Source organism: Actinomadura flavalba DSM 45200, assembly GCF_000374305.1.
GTDB lineage: Bacteria > Actinomycetota > Actinomycetes > Streptosporangiales > Streptosporangiaceae > Spirillospora > Spirillospora flavalba.
On record NZ_KB894093.1, the window covers coordinates 1,856,273 to 1,875,874 of the forward strand.

17 protein-coding genes are annotated in these 19,602 nt (G+C 72.8%); 12 read left to right on the plus strand and 5 right to left on the minus strand.

Annotated elements, in window-relative coordinates; all coding sequences use genetic code 11:
- The first annotated feature begins 10 nt into the window (after positions 1-10).
- Positions 11-1,213, plus strand: coding sequence for a cytochrome P450 (locus tag C229_RS0108475; protein ID WP_026313580.1), 1,203 nt, complete (start codon positions 11-13; stop codon positions 1,211-1,213).
- 312 nt (positions 1,214-1,525) lie between these two features.
- Here the strand turns inward: C229_RS0108475 and C229_RS0108480 are convergent, their stop codons facing one another.
- Positions 1,526-2,539, minus strand: coding sequence for an SAM-dependent methyltransferase (locus C229_RS0108480; RefSeq protein WP_018654642.1), 1,014 nt, complete (start codon positions 2,537-2,539; stop codon positions 1,526-1,528).
- 121 nt (positions 2,540-2,660) lie between these two features.
- Here C229_RS0108480 and C229_RS0108485 point away from each other — a divergent pair, with 121 nt between their 5' ends.
- The 4 genes from C229_RS0108485 to C229_RS0108500 all read left to right on the plus strand — a co-directional run bounded on the left by C229_RS0108485 (position 2,661) and on the right by C229_RS0108500 (position 8,113).
- Positions 2,661-3,848, plus strand: a complete 1,188-nt coding sequence (locus C229_RS0108485) for a sensor histidine kinase (protein ID WP_018654643.1) — start codon at positions 2,661-2,663, stop codon at positions 3,846-3,848.
- A gap of 28 nt (positions 3,849-3,876) precedes the next feature.
- Entirely contained in the window at positions 3,877-4,551 is a 675-nt protein-coding gene (locus C229_RS0108490) for a response regulator (RefSeq protein ID WP_018654644.1), read from the plus strand.
- Positions 4,552-4,837: 286 nt separating this feature from the next.
- The gene (locus C229_RS0108495; RefSeq protein ID WP_018654645.1) at positions 4,838-5,608 is read left to right on the plus strand and encodes an ABC transporter ATP-binding protein; all 771 of its coding nucleotides are present in this window, start codon (positions 4,838-4,840) and stop codon (positions 5,606-5,608) included.
- Positions 5,609-5,611: 3 nt separating this feature from the next.
- The gene (locus C229_RS0108500; protein ID WP_018654646.1) at positions 5,612-8,113 is read left to right on the plus strand and encodes an ABC transporter permease; all 2,502 of its coding nucleotides are present in this window, start codon (positions 5,612-5,614) and stop codon (positions 8,111-8,113) included.
- Positions 8,114-8,384: 271 nt separating this feature from the next.
- Here the strand turns inward: C229_RS0108500 and C229_RS0108505 are convergent, their stop codons facing one another.
- Together C229_RS0108505 and C229_RS0108510 are read right to left on the minus strand one after the other, a co-directional pair.
- Positions 8,385-8,930: a GNAT family N-acetyltransferase gene (locus C229_RS0108505; RefSeq protein ID WP_026313582.1), complete on the minus strand. Its 546-nt coding sequence runs from the start codon at positions 8,928-8,930 to the stop codon at positions 8,385-8,387.
- A 213-nt stretch (positions 8,931-9,143) separates the two neighbouring features.
- Positions 9,144-9,383 carry a hypothetical protein gene (locus tag C229_RS0108510; RefSeq protein ID WP_155884652.1) on the minus strand — a complete coding sequence of 80 codons (240 nt, stop codon included), beginning with the start codon at positions 9,381-9,383 and terminating at the stop codon, positions 9,144-9,146.
- 278 nt (positions 9,384-9,661) lie between these two features.
- On the opposite strand from C229_RS0108510, the gene C229_RS0108515 reads away from it, so the two are divergent.
- The 7 genes from C229_RS0108515 (at position 9,662) to lysX (ending at position 16,975) form a co-directional block, all read left to right on the plus strand.
- Positions 9,662-10,582: a Rossmann-like and DUF2520 domain-containing protein gene (locus C229_RS0108515; protein WP_018654649.1), complete on the plus strand. Its 921-nt coding sequence runs from the start codon at positions 9,662-9,664 to the stop codon at positions 10,580-10,582.
- Positions 10,583-10,590: 8 nt separating this feature from the next.
- Positions 10,591-11,475: a pantoate--beta-alanine ligase gene (gene panC / locus C229_RS0108520; protein WP_018654650.1), complete on the plus strand. Its 885-nt coding sequence runs from the start codon at positions 10,591-10,593 to the stop codon at positions 11,473-11,475.
- 25 nt (positions 11,476-11,500) lie between these two features.
- Positions 11,501-11,917, plus strand: a complete 417-nt coding sequence (panD, locus tag C229_RS0108525) for an aspartate 1-decarboxylase (RefSeq protein WP_018654651.1) — start codon at positions 11,501-11,503, stop codon at positions 11,915-11,917.
- Positions 11,918-12,071: 154 nt separating this feature from the next.
- Entirely contained in the window at positions 12,072-13,769 is a 1,698-nt protein-coding gene (locus C229_RS29965) for an L-aspartate oxidase (protein WP_081639769.1), read from the plus strand.
- Positions 13,766-14,623, plus strand: coding sequence for a carboxylating nicotinate-nucleotide diphosphorylase (nadC, locus tag C229_RS36045; protein WP_018654653.1), 858 nt, complete (start codon positions 13,766-13,768; stop codon positions 14,621-14,623). Before C229_RS29965 ends, nadC begins: the two co-directional genes overlap by 4 nt.
- A gap of 17 nt (positions 14,624-14,640) precedes the next feature.
- Complete coding sequence (locus tag C229_RS0108540; protein WP_018654654.1) at positions 14,641-15,423, plus strand: type III pantothenate kinase; 783 nt, start codon at positions 14,641-14,643, stop codon at positions 15,421-15,423.
- 97 nt (positions 15,424-15,520) lie between these two features.
- Positions 15,521-16,975 carry a bifunctional lysylphosphatidylglycerol synthetase/lysine--tRNA ligase LysX gene (gene lysX / locus C229_RS0108545; protein ID WP_018654655.1) on the plus strand — a complete coding sequence of 485 codons (1,455 nt, stop codon included), beginning with the start codon at positions 15,521-15,523 and terminating at the stop codon, positions 16,973-16,975.
- Here the strand turns inward: lysX and C229_RS0108550 are convergent.
- Entirely contained in the window at positions 16,962-18,179 is a 1,218-nt protein-coding gene (locus C229_RS0108550) for a cytochrome P450 (RefSeq protein ID WP_018654656.1), read from the minus strand. The two genes, lysX and C229_RS0108550, sit on opposite strands and share 14 nt — an antisense overlap.
- A gap of 87 nt (positions 18,180-18,266) precedes the next feature.
- The gene (locus C229_RS0108555; RefSeq protein WP_026313586.1) at positions 18,267-19,280 is read right to left on the minus strand and encodes a LacI family DNA-binding transcriptional regulator; all 1,014 of its coding nucleotides are present in this window, start codon (positions 19,278-19,280) and stop codon (positions 18,267-18,269) included.
- Positions 19,281-19,602: the final 322 nt, after the last annotated feature.

Consider the following 19,602-nt stretch of genomic DNA (forward strand, 5'->3'; position numbering starts at 1 on the left):
AAGTCACCGCATGACCGGTTATGACCCGACCTCCCGTGCCTTTGTGACCGACCCCTATCCGGTGCTCGCCCGGCTCCGCGACGAGCGGCCCGCCTTCTACGACGACGCCACCGGGCAGTGGGTCGTCAGCCGCTACGCCGACGTGGACGCGCTGCTGCGCGACCGGCGGCTCGGCCGGTCGTACCTGCACGTCGCGACGCACGAGGAGTTCGGGCAGACGGCCGAGCCGGACTTCCTGCGTCCGTTCTGGGACATGGTCCGCGCCGGGATGCTCGACGTGGAGCCGCCCGCGCATACGCGGCTGCGGCGGCTGGTGTCCAAGGCGTTCACGGCGCGGCGCGTCGAGGCGCTGCGGCCCATGATCCGCTCGCTGGCCGAGGAACTGGTCGGCGGCCTGGTCGCGCGCGGCGGCGGTGACCTGCTGGCCGACCTCGCCGAGCCGCTGCCCGTCAACGTCATCGCCGAGATGCTCGGCGTTCCCGCGTCCGACCGGGCGCTGCTGCGGCCCTGGTCGGCCGACATCTGCGCCATGTACGAGCTGAACCCGTCGGAGGAGGTGCAGCACACCGCCGCCCGCGCCGCCGCCGAGTTCTCCGACTACCTGCGCGGCCTGGCCCGCGCCCGCCGCGCCGAACCCCGCGACGACCTCGTCAGCGCGCTCGCGCAGGTCGTCGACGACGGCGACCGGCTCACCGAGGACGAGTTGATCGGCACCTGCGTCCTGCTGCTCAACGCCGGGCACGAGGCGACCGTCAACGCCACCGGCAACGGCTGGTGGGCGTTGTTCCGCAACCCCGGCGAGCTGGCCCGCCTGCGCGCCGACCACGCCCTCATCCCCACCGCCGTCGAGGAACTGATGCGGTACGACACCCCGGCGCCGATGTTCGAGCGGTGGGTGCTGGAGGACGTCACCGTCGCCGGCGCGACGATCCCGCGCGGCGCCGAGATCGCGCTCCAGTTCGCCGCCGCGAACCGCGACCCGGCCGTCTTCGCCGACCCCGACCGCCTCGACCTCGCCCGCGACCCCAACCCGCACATCACGTTCGGCCTCGGCGTCCACTACTGCCTCGGGGCACCGCTCGCCCGCATCGAACTGGCCGAGTCGATGAGCGCCGTCCTGCGCCTGGCCCCCGGCCTCACCCTGACCCGGCCCCCCGAATGGAAGCCCGGCTACGTCCTTCGCGGCCTCCAGTCCCTCGACGTCACAACCTGACCCGACCAGCGGCCAGGCCCGCGAAACGGAGCCAGGCACTGTCCCGCGCGGCCCCCAGTACTTGAAGGCCGCGGCCTGAGCCGACCAGCGGTCGTACGCACTCAGGCTCGCGGAGCAGGGCAGGCTCTGTCCTACGTGGCCCCAACCCTTCAAGCCCACGGCCTGAGCCGACCAGCGGTCGGCTCAGGCCCGCGAAGCGGAAGCCGGGCTCTGGCCTGCGTGTCTTCAACGCCACGGCCTGAGCCGCTGAGCGGAGTCGTGCGTTTCGCCTCGCGACCCGAAGCGGCCATGTCCCGCGCGGCGACGGGCGGGCTACACGGTGACCGCCGGGCGCAGGACGGCCGGTAGCGGGACGTCGACGGTCTGGGCGAGCCAGCCGAAGCCGCCCAGGCCGCTGGGGTCGGTGAGTTCGGCGTCCTCGCCGGCGGAGCAGAGCGCGGCGAGGTAGCCGCGCGGGTCGGTGCCCGCGAGGTCGAGAGAGGGCCGGGCGCCGGACAGGCCGAGCGCGCGCAGGGCTTCGCGCTGGGTGGTCAGGACGCCGTCCGTGGCGCCCGCGCGCTCGCCCGCGACGGAGCAGGCGTCGAGCGCGACGTGCGCGGTGACGTCGCAGGAGCCGTCCGGGACGGCCGGGACGGTGGCGCCGTCGCGGTACCCGGTGAGCGTGCCGTACGGCGGGCGGGCGTCGGCGGCGTGCGCGTAGTCGACGGCGAGCGCGAGCCCCCGGTCGAGCCGTTCGATGACGCTCGCCCACGCCGCGCAGCGGGGACGTCCGATCTCGGCGCGGTCGCCCGGTTCGCGCAGCGGCCACCACCGGCGCAGCCAGTCGAGGTCGGGTTCGGACGGCTCGGGCCCGAGCCGTTCGGCGCCCGTCACCGCGTCGACCAGGACGGTGCGGGGCCCGGCCGGGGTCAGCTCCACCACGTCGAGCGGGATGTTGTCCAGCCACTCGTTCGCCAGCACGACGCCCGTCACGCGCGGCGGCAGTTCCGCGCGCCAGGCGATGCCGTCCGGGACGGCGCCGGGACGCGGCGCGACCTCCACCGCCACCGGCGCGACGCGCGCGGCGACGTCGCCGGGAAGGGCCGCGAGCAGGTTGACCAGCAGCTCACCGGACCCGGCCCCGACGTCCACCACGTCGAGGCGTTCCGGGCGGCCGAGCGCGGCGTCCACGTCGAGCACGAGCGGCGCCAGCGCCCGCGCGAACCTCGGTGAGGCGTGCACGGACGTGCGGAAGTGCTCGGCGGGCCGCTCGCCCCGCCGGTAGAACCCGCCTTCGCCGTACAGCGCCCGCTCCATCGCGGCACGCCAGTTCTCCCACGCCGTCACGCTGCGACGTTACCGCGCCACGCCGCCGCGTGCCCTCCGCCGGAAGTAGTCATCCCTGCGGCTGAGGTGTTCGTCCGTGCGGCCGATGCCGGGCTGAGCTGGGAGAACCTAGGCTCGTGTCATGGCGACAGGGCTCTGGGAGTGGTGGCGCGGCCGGCGCACGCTGGTCGACGCCGCGTTCGCCGCGCCCATCCTGTTGCTCGGGTTGTTGCAGACGCCGTTCGTCGCCGACGGCTCGCTGGCGCGCGCGCCCTCGCTCCCGGTGTACCTGGCGTTCACGGTCGCGCTCACGGTGCCGCTGGCATGGCGGCGGCGGTGGCCGCGCGCGGTGTTCGCCGTCCTGGCGCTCGTCGGCTTCACCCAGTGGTGCGCCGGGTTCCTGAGCTTTCCGGCCGATCTGTCGCTGCTCGTCGCGCTCTACACCGTGACGGCGTACAGCTCACCGAACTGGGGCGTCGCGTCCGTGCTCACCGCGCAGTTCGGCGCCGTCCTGCTGGCCGTCCGCATGACCCGCGTCGACTGGTCGCACTTCGCCCAGGGCCTGCTCACCGTGAGCGCCGTGGTCTTCGGCGTGTGGATACTCGGCGTCTACATGCGCACCCGCCGCGAGTACCTGCGGTCCGTGGAAGACCGCGCGGCCCGCCTCGAACGCGAACGCGACGCCGAGGTCAGCATGGCCCGCTCCGCCGAACGCGCCCGCATCGCCCGCGAGCTGCACGACGTCGTCGCGCACAACGTCAGCGTCATCGTCGTCCAGGCCGACGGCGCCGCCTACGCCCTCGACACCGACCCCGGCCGCGCACGGCAGGCGCTCGGCGCCATCTCCGACACGGGACGGCTCGCGCTCACCGAGATGCGGCGGCTGCTCGGCGTCCTGCGCGAGGACGACGCCTCCGCCGGCACCCGGCCGCAGCCCGGCCTCGGCCAGCTCGGGGAGCTGGTCGGCTCCGTCCGCGAGGCGGGGCTGCCGGTCGAGCTGGAGGTCGGTGGCGACCCCCCGGCGATGTCGCAGGGCCGCCAGCTCACCGTGTACCGCGTCGTCCAGGAGGCACTGACCAATACGCTGAAGCACGCCGGTCCGTCCGCCGCCGCGCGCGTCCGGCTCCGCTACGCGGCCGACGCCGTCGAGATCCTCGTCAGCGACGACGGCCGCGGCGCCGCCGCGAACGACGACGGTCGCGGTCACGGGTTGCCCGGCATGCGGGAGCGTGTCGCGGTCTACGGGGGCGAGGTGCGCGCCGCGCCCCGCTCCGGCGGCGGGTTCGAGGTCGCGGCGCGCATACCGGTACGGGAGGAGAGCGCGCCGTGAACACGGACGACGGGCAGGACGGAACACCATGATCCGGGTACTGCTGGTGGACGACCAGGAGCTGGTGCGCGCGGGCTTCACAATGGTGCTCGACGCGCAGGAGGACATCTCCGTCGTCGGCGAGGCCGGCGACGGCGTCCGCGCGCTCGAACTGCTGGACGCCGCCCCCGCCGACGTCGTCCTGATGGACGTGCGGATGCCCCGCATGGACGGCCTGGAGGCGACCCGCCGCATCGTCGCGCGGGGCGGCCCGAAGGTCATCATCCTCACCACGTTCGACCTCGACGAGTACGCGTTCACGGCGATCAAGGCGGGCGCCTCCGGGTTCCTGCTCAAGGACGCGGGCCCGGCGCAGCTCGTCGAGGCGATCCGCGCGGTCGGCTCGGGCGACGCGGTCGTGGCGCCGTCCACGACGCGCCGCCTGCTCGACCGGTTCGCCGTCCACCTGCCCGACGCGGAGGTCGCCCGCGCGCAGACCGAGGTCAAGTCGCTGACCGATCGTGAACGCCAGGTGATGCTGCTCGTGGCGCGCGGCCTGTCCAACGCCGAGGTGGCCCGCCGCCTGCACCTCGCTGAGGCCACCGTGAAGTCCCACCTCAGCCAGATCCTGATGAAGCTCGGTCTCCGCGACCGCGTCCAGGTCGTCGTCTTCGCCTACGAGACGGGCCTGATCAAGAGCGGCCGCCCCGACCCGGTCCTCTGATCCGAACGCGGTCAGCGCGGCCGACGGTAAGCGCGGCGAGAAGCACACCCCGCACCAGGAGTGGAAGGCAGCAGGGAGAAGACTGCGGCCTCCCAGCCGCCCGCCCGAGCACGGCTTCGGCCTGGATCACCGTCGGAAGTCGGTGAAGGGCATCAGACTTTCGGTGGAGCCGGGGCGTGGAGACCGACCAGGGGACCAGGGAAACGGTGGCCGCGCGGCCGATGGCGGGGGGCCGGGGAATTTCTAGCGTGGGGCGTGTTCGGTTTTCTCGTCGCTAGGAGCCATCGTGACCAGTACGTCCGCGCCGCAGACCCACGGGGGCGTCGGCACCGCCGCGCCCGCCGTCCGGGCCGAGGGAGTGTCCAAGGTCTACGGGACGGGTGACGCCGCGGTCCACGCGCTGCGCGGGGTCGACGTCGCCTTCGACGCCGGGGCCTTCACGGCGATCATGGGGCCTTCGGGTTCGGGGAAGTCGACGTTGCTGCACTGCCTCGCCGGGCTCGACGTCGTCAGCGGCGGCCGCGTGTTCCTCGGTGAGACCGACATCGGCGCGTTGAACGACCGCCGCCTCACGCTGCTGCGGCGCGAGCGGGCCGGGTTCGTCTTCCAGGCGTTCAACCTGCTGCCCACGCTGACCGCCGAGCAGAACATCCTGCTCCCGCTCGACCTCGCCGGCCGCCGCGTCGACCGGGCCTGGTTCGACCAGGTCGTCGCCACGGTCGGGCTGCGCGACCGGCTGCGGCACCGGCCCGCCGAACTGTCCGGCGGGCAGCAGCAACGCGTCGCCTGCGCGCGGGCGCTTGTCGCGCGGCCCGAGGTGATCTTCGCCGACGAGCCCACCGGCAATCTCGACTCCCGGGCGGGCGCCGAGGTCCTCGGGTTCCTGCGCGCGTCGGTCCGCGAACTCGGCCAGACGATCGTCATGGTCACGCACGACCCCGTGGCCGCGTCCTACGCCGACCGTGTCGTCTTCCTGCGCGACGGCCGCATCGTCGACGAGCTCTTCGATCCCGTGCCCGCGTCCGTCCTCGACCGCCTCGCCGCGCTGGAGGGCTGACCCGTGCTCCGGACCACCCTCGCGGGTCTCCTCGCCCACAAGGTGCGGCTGCTCCTGAGCACGCTCGCGATCACGCTCGGCGTCGGCTTCATCGTCGGCACCTTCGTCCTCACCGACTCGGTCGACCGCGGCGTCGCCGTGACCTTCGCCAAGTCGGCCGACAAGGTCGACGCCGCCGTCCTGCCCCGCGAGGCGGACGAACCCGTCACGCCGCAGACGCTCGACGCGATCCGCCGCGTCCCCGGCGTGACCGCCGTGCACGGCATGGTGAAGGGCGACGCCCCGCTCCTCGGCCGCGACGGGCGCGCCGTCGGCGACTTCCCCACGGTCGGCCTCTCGGTGCCGCAGGGGCCGCTGCTGCGCTATGACGTGCGGCGGGGCCGGGTGCCGCACGGTCCGAGCGACGTCGTCCTCGATCAGCGGACGGCGTCCCGGCACGGCTTCGCCGTCGGCGACACCGTCACCGTCCTCGATCCCGCCGACCGTCCGCACCGGTTCACCGTGACCGGCCTCATCGACGTCGGCATCGACCCCGACGCCAACTTCCAGGGCGCCGTCGGCTTCGACCCCGCCACCGCGCGGCGCATGACGGGCGCCAAGGGCTTCACCGAGGTCGACGTCCTCGGCGCCGACGCCGCCGCGCTCACCACGGCGGCCGGCGCCGCGAACCGCGTCCTGAGCGGCGACGCGCTCGCCGCCGAGCTGACGCGGGAGAACGGAGCGGACGCCGACGTCATCCGCACCGGGCTGCTGCTGTTCGCGTTCGTGGCGATGCTGGTGTCGGCGCTCGTCATCTACAACACGTTCTCGATCCTGATCACCCAGCGGATGCGTGAGATGGCGCTGCTGCGCTGCGTCGGCGCCACCCGCCGCCAGGTCTTCCGCGGCGTGCTCGCCGAGGCGGTCGTCGTGGGCCTCGTGGGGTCGCTGCTCGGCCTGGCCGCCGGTGCGCTGCTGGGCCTGGGCGCGCTCGCGGCGATCAACGCGGCGGGCGCGGGGCTGCCCTCGGCCGGTGTCGTGCTGACACCGCTGACGATCGCGCTCGCCCTGTTCGTCGGCATCGTCGTGACGGTCGGCGCGGCGGTCCTGCCCGCGCGGGCCGCGACGCGCGTCGCGCCGGTCGCCGCGTTGCGCGCCGAGCAGGAGCCCGGTGGCGGCCGCTTCCGTCCCGGCCCGCTCCGATTGGGCGTCACCGCCCTGTTCGGCGTCGGTGGCCTCGCGATCACGGTGTTCGCGGCGGGTTTCCTGGAGAAGGGCCAAGTGGCGCTCTTCTCGGTGGCGTTGGGCGGCACGGTCCTGTTCCTGGGGGTCCTGGCGCTGATGCCCGTGCTGGTGGGCCCGCTCGGCCGCGTCGCCGGGGCCGTCCCCGCCCGGTTCGGGGGCGTCCCGGGGCGGCTGGCCGTCGCGAACGCCCGCCGCTCGCCGCGCCGCACCGCGACGACGACCATCGCGCTGACGGTCGGCGTCGGGCTGATGAGCCTGTTCGCCGTCATCGCCGCGAGCAGCAAGGAGCAGACCGACCGCCGCCTCGCCGACCAGTTCCCCGTCGACTTCCAGGTCTCCGCCCAGCTCGGCCGCGATTCGGACACGGCCCGCGTCCCGCACGCTCTCGCCACCGCGTTGCGCGCCCGACCCGAACTCGACGCCGTCACCGAGCACCGGTGGCACGAGACCCGGATCGCGGGCGAGGAGCGGACCGTCACGGCCGTCACGCCGTCGGCGTGGGGCACCGTGGTGCGTCCCGAGTTCCGCGCGGGTTCCCTGGCCGCCTTCCGCTCGGGCACGGCCATCGTGGACGAGGAGACGGCGAAGTCCCTCAACCTTCGAACCGGCTCGGAGATCGCACTGCGCGGCAAGAAGGGCGCCGAGACCAAGGTGAAGGTGGCGGGCGTCTTCGGCGGCGACACTCCGCTGTCCGGCGTCGTCGTTCCCGAGCCCGACTTCCTCGGCTATTTCGGCCCCCAGGACCCGTCCCGGATCTATGCGAAGGTCGCCGAAGGCGCCGACGAGGACACCGCCCGCGCGGTGATGGAGAAGGAGCTGAGGCCGTACCCGTCCGTGATCCTGGGTTCGTCGGCGGAGATGAAGGCCGAACTCAACAAGGCCATCGACATGATCCTCATGGTCTTCGCGGGGCTGCTCGGCCTGGCCATTCTCATCGCGCTTTTCGGCATCGCCAACACCCTGACCCTGTCAGTGGTCGAACGCACCCGGGAATCGGCCCTGCTGCGAGCGTTGGGGCTGACCAAACGCCAACTCCGCCGCATGCTCTCCCTGGAGGCGTTGATCATGGCCGTCATCGGCGCCGCGACCGGCGTCGTCCTGGGCATCGCCTTCGCCTGGGCGGCCACCCGCGCCATGACCGAAGAAGCCGCCTTCGCCGTCCCGTACGCGCAGATCGCCCTGTTCATAGCCCTCTCCGCCGTCGCTGGCACTGCCGCCTCGTTCCTGCCCTCCCGCCGCGCCACCAAGGCGTCCATCGTGGAATCGCTGACCCATGACTAGGGCGTGGTTTCGGGCGTTGGCCAGGGGCTTGGCTGGAACGCGGGAAGGGAGGTCGGCAAGGGCGTTGACCGAGACGTTGGCCAGAGAATTCGCTGGGGCGTGGGCCAAGACGCTGGCTATGAGGCTGGATAAGACTCGGGCTAAGTCGCTGGCTTCGAGGCCGGCCAAGGCTCCGGCTGAGTCGCTGGCTAAGACTCTGGGTGGGAGGTTGGCGGGGGCGCGGATCATGGTGATGGGCTGCGCCGTTCGATGCGCGATGAGGTTGGGCGGCTCAGATCGTCGGCAGCGAAGGGTGGGGCGTCCAGGGTTGCGGCGCGCTGATGGCCCAGCGTTCGTGATCGCGCCAGTCGCCGTCGATGTAGAGGTACCCGCGCGACAGCCCCTCGTAGCTGAAACCCAGCCGCCGGACCAGCCCACGGGACGCTTCGTTCTCGGGCTGGATGTCGGCCTCCAGCCGGTGCAGGCGCAGCTCGGTGAAGGCGTGGTGCAGTGCGAGGCCGACCGCTTCGGTCATGTACCCCTGTCCGGCGGAGGGCGCGAACGCCGCGTATCCGAGCGAGGCGCCCTGGTACCGGCCCCGGACGATCGTGTTGAGGTTGACCATCCCGGCGGCGGCCCCGGTCTCCTTCATCCGGACGAGGAAGCCCAGGTTCGCGGAGTCGAAGCGTCGCATCCAGGTGCGGAACTCCGCCGCGTTCGCGGGCAGCCGCATCCATGGGTGGTGAAGTCCGGAACTGGCCCGCACGAGCGAGCAGAACTCGTCCTGGGCGGAATGCGTGAGCGGGCAGAGTTCGACGCGTGGCGGCGGCGTGGACATGGGCCAACGCTAGAACCCGCCGGGAGGGAGCTGTCAGGAAGCGTCGAGCCGGGGCGGCGCCGCGCTGTGCGCCCGCCGCGAACTCGGCGCCGTCACTGGGCACCGGCGGTACGAGCCCGGGTCGCGGGTGGGTGTGGCCCGGTGGGAACGGTGTGGAGCGGTATGGGGGCGCCCCCGGCTGAGGTGGTGCCGGGGGCGCGGAGTGGGAGGGAGTCAGTTGTTCCAGAAGAAGAAGCTGTTGCCGTTGCAGTTGGTGGTGGACTGGCCGCCGACCGAGGCCGAGCCGCAGTTCACGCCGTAGCCGCCGATGATGTTGACGACGGCGTTGCCGCCGCGGGTGTGATTGTTGTTGTCGCCCCAGTGGGTGTCGGCCGAGGCGGGGGCGGTGACGGCGAGGGAGGCGCCCGCGAGGGTCGCGGTGACGACGGCGGTCTTGAGGACGGTCCTGATCACGGTGTGCTCCATCTCGGTCAGGGGGCGGAGCGCCCCGGGCATCGGCGCCCCGTCCGGGCGCCGCACCCCAGAGGTAGTCAGGGTGACGCTGGGGCCGCAACCGATCACGGCGTGTCATCGGTGAAGTGTGGCGCGTTACCCGAGACTGGAGTGACGCGTGGTGCGGCTATCGTCACCACCGCGTCAGGGGTGCCCGCGTGACTGGACGGGCGGCGTCGCGCGGGTACGCTGGGACGCGCACGTCCGGTACCTAACCTTGAGGACTGGAACGAACCGAGATGGACCCTTCGTCCCCACTGTCGTTCGACGCGCCTGCGGGCGACCCACGTGACCGGCCCGCCCGCCTCACCGTCGGGGTCGTCGGCGCCGGCCGCGTCGGCACGGCGCTCGGCGCCGCGCTCGGCCGCGCCGGGCACCGCGTCGTCGCCGTCTCCGCCGTGTCGGAGACGTCCCGGGGCCGCGCCGAGGAGCGGCTGCCCGGCGCCGCCGTCGCCGAGCCGCAGGTGGTCGTCGCGCACGCCGACCTGGTGCTGCTGACGGTCCCCGACGACGCCCTGCCCGACCTGGCCGCCGGTCTCGCCGCGTCCGGCACGGACGTCGCGGGCAAGCTGGTGCTGCACACGAGCGGACGTCACGGCGCCGCCGTCCTCGATCCGCTGACCCGCGCGGGCGCGCTGCCGCTCGCGGTGCACCCGGTGATGACGTTCACCGGCCGCCCCGACGACGTCGACCGCCTCACCGGCATCTCGTTCGGCGTCACGGCGCCCGAACCGCTGCGCCCGGTCGCCGAGGCGCTCGTCCTGGAGATGGGCGGCGAGCCCGTCTGGATACCCGAGGACCGGCGCGCCCTCTACCATGCGGCGCTCGCGGGCGGCGCGAACCACCTGGTCACGCTGGTCGTGGAGTCGATGGACCTGCTGGGCCGGGCGGGCGTCGCCGAACCCGGCCGCATGCTCGGCCCCCTCCTCGGCGCCGCGCTCGACAACGCGCTGCGGCTGGGCCTGGAGGGCCTGACGGGCCCGGTCGCGCGCGGCGACGCGGGCACGGTCGCGGGCCACCTCGCCGAGCTGGGCCGCGTCTCACCGGAGAGCCGCAACGCCTACGTCGCGCTCGCGCGCCTCACCGCCGACCGCGCCCTGTCGGCGGGCCTCCTCAAGCCGGAGGACGCCGAGCGCCTACTCGACGTCCTAGCGGAATGAGCACCGGAATGGGTGCCGGTGTGGGCCGGGACGAGGGCGTGGTGGGGCCGGTCGTGGTGCGGACTCGTGATGAGTTGGATGTCGCTCGTGCTGGTTTGCGGGGACGTGTTGGGTTCGTTCCGACGATGGGTGCGCTGCATGAGGGGCACCGGTCGTTGATCCGGCGGGCGGGCAAGGGCGGCCCGGTCGTCGTCAGTGTCTTCGTCAATCCCCTTCAGTTCGGACCAGGCGAGGATCTCGACCGTTACCCCCGGACGTTCGACGCAGACCTCGCGGTGTGCGCGCAAGAGGGTGTGGCGATCGTGTTCGCGCCCACGGTCGCGACCATGTACCCGGACGCTCCGCAGGTCACGGTCAATGCGGGCGCGATGGGGGAGCGCGTCGAAGGAATCACTCGTCCGGGGCATTTCGCGGGAATGCTCACGGTTGTCCTGAAGTTGCTGAACATGGTGCGCCCGGATCTTGCGGTCTTCGGGGAGAAGGACGCCCAGCAGCTCGCCCTCGTCCGCCGGATGGTCGCCGACCTGAACGTCCCGGTGGAGATCGTGGGCGGCCAGACCGTCCGGGAGCCGGACGGGCTGGCGCTGTCGAGCCGGAACCGCTACCTGTCGGCGGCGGACCGGGCGACGGCGACGGCGTTGTCACGGGCGCTCAGGGCCGGTGCGGACGCCGTGGCGGAGGGCCCGGACGCGGTCCTGGCGGCGGCGAACGCCGTGCTGCAAGAGGCCGCGTCGGCCGAGCCGCCGCTCGAACGGGACTACCTGGTCCTGGTCGACCCGGCGACGTTCACGGACGTCGGCCCGGAGCACCGCGGCCCGGCCGTGCTCGCCGTGGCGGGGCGCGTCGGCGGCACCCACCTCATCGACAATCTCCCGCTCGGCTTCCCCGCCTGACCGGCATCCCCCGTAAGGAGTCCCGATGTTCCGGACCATGTTCAAGTCCAAGATCCACCGCGCGACCGTCACCCAGGCCGACCTGCACTACGTCGGCTCGCTGACGATCGACCAGGACCTCATGGACGCGGCCGACCTGCTGCCCGGCGAGCAGGTCCACATCGTGGACATCGACAACGGCGCCCGACTGGAGACGTACCTGATCGCGGGCGAGCGCGGGTCCGGCGTGATCGGCATCAACGGCGCGGCGGCGCGTCTGGTCGCCCCCGGCGACCTGGTGATCATCATCAGCTACGCGCAGATGAGCGACGCCGACGCCCGTTCGTTCGAGCCGAACGTCGTGCACGTCGACCGCTCCAACCGGATCATCGCGCTGGGCACCGACCCCGCCGAGCCCGTCCCCGGGACGAAGGACGCCCGGGGCGATCTCGTCCACCACTGAGCGCGGCCGCCCGGTTCATCCGCACCTGCGACGCGATCTCGTCCACCGTCGAGCGCGGCCACCGGCCCCCGTCCGTTCGGGCGGGGGTCGTCGCATGACCGGCTCCGGGTTAATGTCACAATGACGAGAACTGGACTCCCCGAGGAGGGGAAGCATGATCCCTCGCGTGCTGACGTCGCCCACCCCCGACACCGACATCATCGTGATCGGCTCCGGCATCGCCGGGCTGGTCGCCGCGCTGCGCTGCCGCGCGCACGGCCGCGTCCTGCTGATCACCAAGGCGCTGCTGGACGCGGGCTCGACGCGCTGGGCGCAGGGCGGCATCGCCGCCGCCCTCGACCCCGCCGACACCCCCGCCGAGCACCGCGCGGACACGCTCACGGCCGGCGTCGGCCTCTGTGACGAGTCCGCCGTCGAGACCCTCGTCACCGAAGGCCCCGGCGCCGTCCGCCGCCTCATCGCGCTCGGCGCCGCGTTCGACACCACCCCGGCGGGCGCCCTCGCGCTGACGCGCGAGGGCGGTCACCACCGGCACCGCATCGCGCACGCGGGCGGCGACGCGACCGGCGCGGAGATCAGCCGCGCGCTGCTGGAGGCGCTGAAGGACAGTGGCGTCGAGGTGGTCGAGCACGCGCTCGTCCTCGACCTGCTGCTGGACGCCCGGGGCCGCGCGGCCGGGGTCACGCTGCGTCTCATGGCCGACGCGCCCGCCCCCGTCGCCGTCCGCGCCCGCGCCGTCGTGCTGGCGACCGGCGGGCTCGGCCAGGTCTTCCAGGCCACCACGAACCCGGAGGTCTCGACCGGCGACGGCGTCGCGCTGGCGCTGCGCGCGGGTGCCGAGGCCGCCGACCTGGAGTTCGTCCAGTTCCATCCGACCGTGCTGTGGCTCGGCCCGGACGCGCGCGGCCGGCAGCCGCTGATCTCCGAGGCCGTTCGGGGCGAGGGCGCCCACCTGGTCGACCACGACGGCGCGCGTTTCATGACGGGCCGCCACGAACTCGGTGAACTCGCCCCGCGCGACATCGTCGCCAAGGGCATCATGACCCGGATGCGCGAGACCGGAACGTCCCACATGCTGCTGGACGCCCGGCACTTCGGCGCCGCGATGTGGGAGCGCCGCTTCCCGACGATCCTGGCCGCCTGCCGCTTCCACGGCATCGACCCGGTGACCGAGCCGATCCCGGTCGTCCCCGCCGCGCACTACGCCAGCGGCGGCGTCCGCACCGACCTGGACGGCCGCACGTCGGTGCCGGGCCTGTTCGCGTGCGGCGAGGTGGCCTGCACGGGCGTGCACGGCGCGAACCGCCTGGCGTCCAACTCCCTCCTGGAGGGCCTGGTGTTCGCCGAACGCATCGCGGCGGCCCTCGGCGACCACCTGCCCGAACCCGGCCCGCCCGTCCCGACCCGGCCGCCCCGCCTCCTCCCGGCGACGGCCCGCGCGACGATCCAGGCCACGATGACCGCCCACGTGGGCGTCCTCCGCAACGCCGACGGCCTCAACACCGCCGAACAAACCCTGGCCGACCTCGCCCCCCGGCCGCACGGGCGCGTCGCCGGTGACGCGGGGAGTCCGCGCGCCGCTGTGGAGGTCCCTGTCGCGCCTGCGGGGGGCGCCGAGGAGGGGGCCGCCGGGGACGTCGCCGCTTGGGAGGCGACGAATCTGCACACGGTCGCCACCGCGATCGTCGCGGCCGCCCGACGGCGGGCCGAGACGCGGGGCAGTCACTGGCGCGACGACTACCCGGACGCCGATGACGCCTGGCGCGGGCACCTCGTCGTGCGGCGGGCGGGCGACGGCTTGACGGCCGACTTCGAGGGGCACGCTTCGATCAGAGACGAGGAGACGCGATGACGCCGGACCTGGACAAGCGGCTGACCGAGGCCGGGCTCGACCCCGCCGAGGTCGAGGAGATCGTGCGCACCGCGCTGGCCGAGGACGGCGGCACCGACGTCACCAGCGAGCCGATCTTCACGCCGGACGACCGCGCGGCGGGTGAGTTCACGGCCCGCGAGGACGGCGTCGTCGCGGGCCTGCCGGTCGCCGCGGTGGTGCTGGAACTGCTCGACGTCGCGTACACGTTCCGCGCGGCGGACGGCGACCGCGTGCGGGCGGGCCAGGTGCTGCTGTCGGCGGAGGGCCCGACGCGGGCGCTGCTGCGCGCCGAGCGGACGGCGCTGAACCTGCTGACGCACCTGTCGGGCGTCGCGACGGCCACCCGCCGCTGGGCGGACGCGATCGAGGGCACGGGCGCGCGCGTCCGCGACAGCCGCAAGACGCTGCCGGGCCTGCGCGCCCTCCAGAAGTACGCGGTGCGGTGCGGCGGCGGCGTCAACCACCGGATGAGCCTGAGCGACGCCGCGCTCGTCAAGGACAACCACATTGCGGCGGCGGGCTCGGTGACGCGGGCGTTCGAGGCGATCCGCGCGGTGTACCCGTCGCTGCACGTTCAAGTCGAGTGCGACACGCTCGCGCAGGTGGAGGAGGCGCTGGCGGCGGGGGCGACGTCGATCCTGCTGGACAACATGGGCGTCGCCGACATGACCGAGGCGGTCAGGGCGGCCGGGGGCAGCGCGGAGCTGGAGGCCAGCGGGGGACTCGCTTTGGACGGGGCCCGAGATGTGGCCGTGACCGGTGTGGACTACCTTGCAGTAGGCGCGCTGACGCATTCGGCGCGCGTGTTCGACATCGGCCTTGACTTTCTCTGATCCACAGCGGGGACCTGATGCTGCTCACCATCGACGTCGGTAACACCCATACCGTCCTCGGCCTTTTCGAAGGCGAGGAGGTCATCGAGCACTGGCGGATCAACACCGATCCCCGGCGCACGGCCGACGAGATCGCCGTGGTGCTCCAGGGGCTCATCGCGCAGAGCCCGCTGCTCGCGGAGACCGACATCAGCGGCATCGCCCTCTGCTCTACCGTTCCGTCCGTCCTGCACGAGATGCGGGAGATGTGCCGCCGCTACTTCGGCGACGTCGCGGCGGTGATCGTGGAGCCGGGCGTCAAGACGGGCGTCCCGGTCCGGATGGACAACCCCAAGGAGGTCGGCGCCGACCGCATCGTGAACGCGCTCGCCGCCGTCCATCTGCACGGCGGCCCGGCGATCGTGGTCGACTTCGGCACGGCGACGACGTTCGACGCGGTCTCGGCGCGCGGCGAGTACGTCGGCGGCGCCATCGCCCCCGGCATCGAGATCTCGATCGACGCGCTGTCGGCGCGCGGCGCGCAACTCCACAAGATCGAGCTGGTGCGCCCGCGCAACATCATCGCGAAGAACACCGTCGAGGCGCTCCAGTCGGGCATCATCTTCGGTTTCGCGGGCCAGGTCGACGGCATCGTCGAGCGCATGTCCGACGAGCTGGCCGAGGACCCGTCCGAGGTGACGGTCATCGCGACGGGCGGCCTCGCGCCGCTCGTCCTGGAGGAGTCGCGCTGCATCGACGAGTTCGAGCCCTGGCTGACGCTGGTCGGCCTGCGGTTGATCTACGAGCGCAACACTCCCTGAGTTATCCACAGGCCGTGGACGCGCGGCCCGGGGCGGGTGCGCGGCTCGGTAGCCTGTGGGGGTGAGCGACGAGACGTATGACGAGCTACCGGAGCAGATGCGGGTGCGCCGGGAGAAGCTCGACCGGATGCGGGAGAGCGGTGTCGAGCCGTACCCGGTGAACTTCCCCCGGACGGCGACGATCGCGGAGATCCGCGAGAAGCATCCCGAGCTGGAGCCGGGCACCGAGACCGGCGACAAGGTCGGCGTCACCGGGCGCGTCATGCTGATCCGCAACACCGGGAAGCTGTGCTTCGCGACGATCCGCGACGGCTCGGGCGACCTCCAGATCATGCTGTCGCTCGCCAACGTCGGGCAGGACGCGCTGGACGCGTGGAAGCGCGACGTCGACCTCGGCGACCACGTCGGCGTCGAGGGCGAGGTCATCACGTCGCGGCGCGGCGAGCTGTCGATCATGGCCGACCGGTACGCGATCACGTCCAAGTCGCTGCGCCCGCTGCCGGAGAAGCACGCCGGGCTGACCGACCCGGAGGCCCGGGTCCGGATGCGCTACGTCGACCTCATCGTCAACGACGAGGCCCGCCGCATGGCGCAGATCCGCAGCGCCACGGTCCGCGCGGTCCGCGACTTCTGGCACGAGGAGGGGTATCTCGAGGTCGAGACGCCCATGCTCCAGCCGATCCACGGCGGCGCGGCGGCCCGGCCGTTCCGCACGCACATCAACGCCTACGGCATGGACCTCTACCTGCGGATCGCGATCGAGCTGTACCTGAAGCGGCTCGTCGTCGGCGGCATCGAGAAGGTCTTCGAGATCAACCGCAACTTCCGCAACGAGGGCGCCGACTCCACGCACAACCCCGAGTTCACGATGTTGGAGGCGTACGGCACGTATCTCGACTACAACGACATGGCCGACCTGACGCAGCGGATGTACCAGAAGGCCGTCGTCGCGGCCCTGGGCACCACCGTCGTCCGGCACGGCGACACCGAGATCGACCTGGGCCTCCCCGAGTGGCCGCGCATCACGCTGTACGGGTCGGTGTCGGAGGCGCTGGGCGAGGAGATCACCCCGCACACGCCGATCGAGACGGTTCGCAAGCTCGCCGACGCCCGCGAGATCCACCACGACCCCAAGTGGGGCCAGGGCCGCCTGGTGCAGGAGATCTTCGAGGAGCTGATCGAGCACACGCTGATCCAGCCGACGTTCGTCATGGACTACCCGCTGGAGACGTCGCCGCTCACCCGTCAGCACCGCGAGGAACCGCTGCTGACGGAGAAGTGGGACCTCATCGGCTTCGGCACCGAGCTGGGCACCGCCTACTCCGAGCTGGTCGACCCGATCGAGCAGCGCCGCCGCCTCACCGAGCAGTCCCTGCTGGCCGCCGGGGGCGACCCGGAGGCCATGCAGCTCGACGAGGACTTCCTGCGCGCCCTGGAGTACGCGATGCCGCCGACGGGCGGCATGGGCGCCGGCATCGACCGCATGATCATGGCGTTCACCGGCAAGGGCATCCGCGAGACGATCCTGTTCCCGCTGGTCAAGCCGGAATGACGTGCTCCTGCGCGGCCGTGTCGTTCACGCGGACGGGTAGGGCGCTCAGCCCGCGCAGGACGAGGTTGTCGCGGTAGGTGAGGGCGTCGGCGGCGAGCGTGAGGTCGCGCTGGGCGAGGGCCCGCAGCGCGAGCCGTCCCTCCAGGCGGGCCAGCGGCGCGCCGAGGCAGTAGTGGATGCCGTGCCCGAACGACAGGTGGCGCGGCGCCGCCGACCCCTCGGCGTACCGGGTGAGGTCGAGGGTGCCGGGACGCTCGAACGCGGCCGGGTCGCGGTTGGCCGCGCCGACGAGCAGCAGCATCATCGAGCCGGCGGGCAGCGGCACCCCGTCGAGTTCGGTGTCGGTGACGGCCGTGCGCAGCGTGAGCTGGACGGGCGGGTCGTACCGCAGCAGTTCCTCGACGACGGCGCCCGCGGCGTCGGGGTTGTCGCGGAACCAGGCGAGCTGTTCCGGGTCGCGCAGCAGCGCCAGCGTTCCGTTGCCGATGAGGTTGACGGTCGTCTCGTGCCCGGCGACGAGCAGCAGGACGCATGTGGCGAGCAGTTCCGGCTCGGAGAGCGCGTCGCCGTCGTCGGAGACGGCGACGAGCGCGCTGAGCAGGTCGTCGCGCGGTTCGGCGCGGCGCAGCGCGGCCAGCTCGCGGAAGTACGCGGCGAACTCCAGCCGCGCCTGCTCGCGCTGGACGATCTCGTGTTCGGGGAGCAGGAAGTCGGGGTCGAGCCCGCGCGCCAGCGCGTCGGACCAGCTCTTGAACCGTTCCCGGTCCTGCGGCGGCACGCCGAGCAGCTCGCTGATCACGATGACGGGCAGCGGGTAGGCGAGGGCCTGGATGACGTCGAACTCGGGCCCGGTGGCGGCCAGCAGCTCGTCGACGAGCGCGGCGACGCGCGGTTCGAGCCGTTCCACGAGCCGGGGCGTGAACGCCTTGCTGACGAGGCGCCGCAGCCGGGTGTGGTCGGGCGGGTCCATGATCAGGAAGGACGGGGTGCGGCCCTGCGCGCCGCTGCGCCAGCTCTGCCCGTCCGGCGTGCGGTGCCCGAACGCGGGGCTGCGCAGGACGTGCTCGCACGCGGCGTAGGAGGAGGTGACCCAGAGTCCGGCGGGCGTCCGCGACAGTCCGCCGGGCGCGGGGTACCGGGGGTAGGGGTCGGCCCGGAACGCCGGATCGGACGGGTCGAAGCCGAGAATGGCCGCAGTGTCCATGCGCCAAGTCAGGCGGACATTGCACTCGAAGTCAATAGATTGCGATCATCCGGTCAAAATGCAGATAAGTACCGTGCCGGGGCGCGCTCAGCCCGTCTCGCGGACCACCAGCTCCGGCGCCAGCACGACCTGCCGGTGCTCGTGCGACGCGCCCTCGGCGTACTCGGCGAGCGCCAGCTCCGCCGCCTCCCAGCCCAGCTCCCGGCGCGGCTGCCGGATCGTCGTCAACGGCACCGCCGCGCTGCCCGCCAGCTCGATGTCGTCGTAACCGATCACCGCGATGTCCTCGGGCACCCGCACGCCGCGCTTCACCAGCTCGTTGACGAGCCCGATCGCCAGCAGGTCGTTCGCGCAGAACACCCCCGTCGGCATCGGGTCCAGCTCCAGCAGCCGCCGCGCGGCGGCCTGGCCCTCGGTGGGCGACAGCGCGTCCTGGGTGAGCGTCACCAGCGGCTCACCGCCGGCCTTGGCCAGCGTCCGCGCCGCCCCCTCCGCCCGCTCCACGATCGGCTGCGGCTCGGGACGGCCCGTCACGAACGCCAGCCGGTCGCGGCCGAGCGACAGCAGCCGCGCGGCGGCGATGTCGCCCCCGGCGACGTGGTCGACCTGCGCGGAGCAGGCGTCCGTCCCGGCCCGGTCCAGCAGGACGACGCTCATCCCCGACTCCCGCAGCGCCGCCAGGCTGTCCGGGCCGAGGCCGACCGGGTTCACGAGGGCGCCCGTGGCGCGCTGCTCGACCAGGAACTCCAGCGCGCGCCGCTCGCGCTCGGGCGAGTAGCCGGTGGAGATCCACAACGTCTCGTAGCCCGCCTCCTCGAACGCCAGCTCCGCCCCCCGCGCCACATCGGACGCGTACGGGTTCGCCAGGTCCTCGACGAGGACGCCGAACGCCCGCGCGCGGCGGTCGGCGTCGTCCGGCGCCGGTCCCTGCCGGAGCCGCCGGGCCGACTCGTTGCGGACGAACCCCAGCTCCTCGATCGCCGCCCGGACCCGGTCACGGGTCGCTTCGGCCACCATTTCTGGCCGGTTTAGGACATTCGAAACGGTCCCAACTGAGACGCCGGCACGCCTCGCTACTTCCCGGATACTCGTCTGCGGCACGTCACTCCTCGTCGGCGCCGGTTCTGTTCTCGCAGGTCAACGGGGTGTACGCGGAAAGGGCTTCCCGGCGGAGGCCACCCGAGGTCTCCATACGAGCACAGATAGTGCGTAATCAGCGCTTGACGGGCCGGATGCGGCCGCCTAGCGTTCCGAGCCGAAGCGTAGCTTGAAACGATTCACGATCTTCGTTCGGTTCCACGTGAGGAGGCGTGGAGCAGAGGGGGATCGCGAGAAGGGACGGATCGCGGTTGCTGGAGATCACGGTTCGTCCCCGGCTCACCTCGGCAACGAGTGGATCGTCACCCGGAGTTCCCCACGGCGC